The 3,537-nt window shown below is 27.5% G+C and carries 3 protein-coding genes; all 3 read right to left on the reverse strand.

Annotated features, from left to right (window positions below; all coding sequences use genetic code 11):
- A partial coding sequence (mutL, locus tag Q0F58_RS18165) for a DNA mismatch repair endonuclease MutL (RefSeq protein ID WP_294379277.1) occupies positions 1–1,307 on the reverse strand: 1,307 nt, incomplete at its 3' end.
- 194 nt (positions 1,308–1,501) lie between these two features.
- A complete protein-coding gene (locus tag Q0F58_RS18170) occupies positions 1,502–1,954 on the reverse strand; it encodes a GNAT family N-acetyltransferase (RefSeq protein ID WP_294379279.1) in 453 nt (150 codons plus the stop codon).
- Positions 1,955–2,187: 233 nt separating this feature from the next.
- Positions 2,188–3,408, reverse strand: a complete 1,221-nt coding sequence (locus Q0F58_RS18175) for a transposase (RefSeq protein WP_367118219.1) — start codon at positions 3,406–3,408, stop codon at positions 2,188–2,190.
- Positions 3,409–3,537 lie beyond the last annotated feature (129 nt).

Here is a 3,537-nt window from a genome sequence, read left to right on the forward strand (position 1 = left end):
GTATAAGACATTCCAAAGTTATTTTCAAAGCAATTTTCTTCAATAGTATTTGATTGACTAAAAATATGGTCAGAAGTACTTTTAGAAAGATTAGCAGGATTTTTTAAATCTAATGGAATAGAAATATTTGAATCAGTATTATCTGAAGAATTATCAACTTTTAATATATGGCCATTATCTAATATGTTTTTAGCTGCATTGTTGGCCATTCTGACTTTTTCTTCTTCTTGCTTTATTTTAAAAGTTATTTCTTCAAAAGATGGCTGTATTTTTTCTGTTTTATGTTCTTCCTCTTCTTTTATTTCAAATGATTCAAAAACATCATTTTTTAAGGCATTATGTACAGCACCAAATATTTTCTTAAATATCATTCTTTCATCATCAAATTTAATTTCAGCTTTTGTAGGATGAATATTAACATCCACATATTCAGGATAAATCTCTATAAATAAAACAAAGAATGGAAACTTATTTACTGTAGAAAATGATTTAAAAGCTTGTTCTACAGCTACAGCAAGACTTCTATTTTTTATGTATCTTTTATTTACAAATATACTCTGATTATTTCTAGAACCTCTTGCAATTTCTTCTCTGCCTACATATCCATGTATTGTTACAAGGTCACTGCTGTCTTCAAAATAAATTATATTTTCACATATTGTTTTGCCGTATATAATTCTTAAATTATCTTTAATATCATTGTTTCCAAAAGTGTGGATGATTTTTTTATGATTATTGTATAATTTAAAACTTATCTGTGGGTTAGCAAGTGCTATCCTTGTCACTATATCGTTTATCATAGATCCCTCTTTTGAAAGCGATTTTAAAAATTTTTTTCTTGCTGGAACATTAAAAAAAAGATCCTTCACTTCAATTATTGTTCCATTATTAGTTCCACATTCATGAACATCTCCAAATTTTCCACCTTCAATATCTATTTCATATCCATATTCACAATTTGACATTTTAGATTTTAGATTTATTTTTGATACAGAGGCTATAGATGGAAGAGCTTCTCCTCTAAATCCCAGAGTATTTATGTTATATATATCTTCAGAATCTTTTATTTTGCTTGTTGCATGAGGAAGAAAAGCTTTTTCTATATCATCTTTATATATTCCATCTCCATCATCTATTACTCTTATTAAAGATGTTCCACCTTCTTCTATTTCTATTGTAATATTTTTTGAATTAGCATCTATTGAATTTTCTACAAGTTCTTTTACGACTGAAGACGGTCTTTCAACGACTTCTCCAGCAGCAATTTTATTTGCTGTATCTTCATTTAATATATTTATTCTATTCATAAGTGCAGTATACCCCTCCCTTCAATTGTAATAAATATTATACACATTTATAATAAAAATATCCTTTAATTAGTATTTATTATTAATCATACTTCAAAAGTATTATATAATAATTTAATGATTTATAACAAACAAATAGAGTAATTTAGATAACCAAATCTAAACACTCATATTTTAGCAATAATAAGTTGTTTTTATAAAATATTAAACACCATCTTTTGAAGAGAAAGCCCACTTCTATCGGAGATAAATACATTGCCTTCAGGTTTAAATCCAGCTTTTCTATAAAAATTAATTGTATCTACACGTGCATGGAGATATAAGCAATTGAACTTATTTTCTTTAGCATATTGAATGTGCTTTTTCATCATTTCAAGACCTATTCCCATATTGTTATATTTAGGTTCTACAACTACATTCGATATTTTTCCAACAGAATTATCCTGTATTTCAGGAGTTAAACGTGAATATGAAATTATCTTGTTATTACATATTCCTGCAAGATGAAAACTACTTTTATCAAATTCATCATATTTATATTCTTTTATCTTACCGTAAGGTTTGAATAAAATTTCATATCTAAGTTTTGCAGCTTCATTAAAAATTGCATCTGTGTAATTTATATATGTATATTGGATATGATTCATTAATGTTCCTCTTTTCTAATTTTTCATAATTAAATCAATATATACATTATACAATATACTAATAAATAATGTATGTAAATATATTATCATTTTATTAAATGAATATTGTAAATTGTTAATTGAGGATATTTCATAATAGGAATATCCAAATCTGTGGATAACTTTTTTAAATTTTTAAAAAAAGTCAATAGCAAAGCTAGGTAACTTAAATTACCTTTTTTTGCTATTTGGTTTTATACCACAGATAAATTATTATTTTTAATACGATTTACAGATATAGTACCAGAAACTAATGCAATACAATTTAATAAAGCAAATACTTTAGCCTTAAGTATTCCTGCTGAACGCAGATTATCGACATTTAATAATTCTTTAAGCCTTGAATTACATCTTTCAACAGAAGTTCTCTTATTATAAAGATGTATAAAATTTTCAGAATGTCGTGGTGGATATGAAATAAGTCGTGGATTATTGTTGATATTTATTTTCTTACAATATCCATAGTTAGAACTACTACACCAACATGTTCCTTCAGGGCAATTTATTTTGCCAGTTGCATGTGGACACCTATATTTAAGATGATTTCCATCTTTGCCCCAGTAAGTAAGTGGATATCCCATAGAACAAATGGGTTGAAAGTTTTCATTAAAGCCTTCCGGCGGAGCATATGCTCCTCGCTTATTGTAAGCAATTATTGGGATAGCTTTAACTTGATTAATGATGTAGGTATAATTTTTTTCTTGGTCATATCCAGAATCCATTGAATAATATTTAGTATTTAGAACACCTGAGTACTGAGTTAAGTATTTTTTTATTAAAGGCCTAGCTAATTCACCATCATAGTAGCTTGCTGGAGATAGTAATATGCTTAATGGTAATTCACTCTTACAATCACATAAAATGTGCAACTTATAACCAAACCATTTGATTTTATTACCATCAGTATCATTTTTACAGCCCCAGTCAGCTGATTTACCATCATTTTTTAGGTGTTTTTTAGGTTTGGATTTTTCATAAGCATCAATTTTAGTTGAATCTATTGCTACTTCTGAACCTTCAATAATTCCTATATCTATTGCTTTTTTAACAAGGTTGTGGAATTCTTGCTCAAACAAAGTAGTAGTTGATAGTTTAGTTAAAAATCTGCTAAGCGTTGCTGTTGATGGTGTTTTACCTAATACCTTAAAGCCACAACAATATCTCAGAATTGGATTAGTTCTTAATTTTTCTGATAAATCTGTTAAAGTGGGTATTCGTTCTACTTGCATTGCTATGAATGCATTAATTAAGGTTTCAATCGGATACCCTTTCGGGCCACACGTAGTGTGTGATTTTCTGAGCTCTGAAATTAAATTATTAAAACATAACTCAGATAAAATCATTTCTAATTTTGATTTTGGTTGAAAATTTAAAATTTCTTCAAAGGAAAATAAGCATTCTTGTTGAATATACATTAAGTAGGTCACTCCTTTTGTTGTGGATTGTTACTATTTATTTAATTCAACATTTGGGGTGATCTTCCTTTTTGCTTAAAATCAAAACTAGATATTTAGCCGATGAGCAAATATGAAATTTGCTCAATT

Source organism: uncultured Clostridium sp. (genome assembly GCF_934754915.1).
Classification (GTDB): domain Bacteria; phylum Bacillota; class Clostridia; order Clostridiales; family Clostridiaceae; genus Clostridium.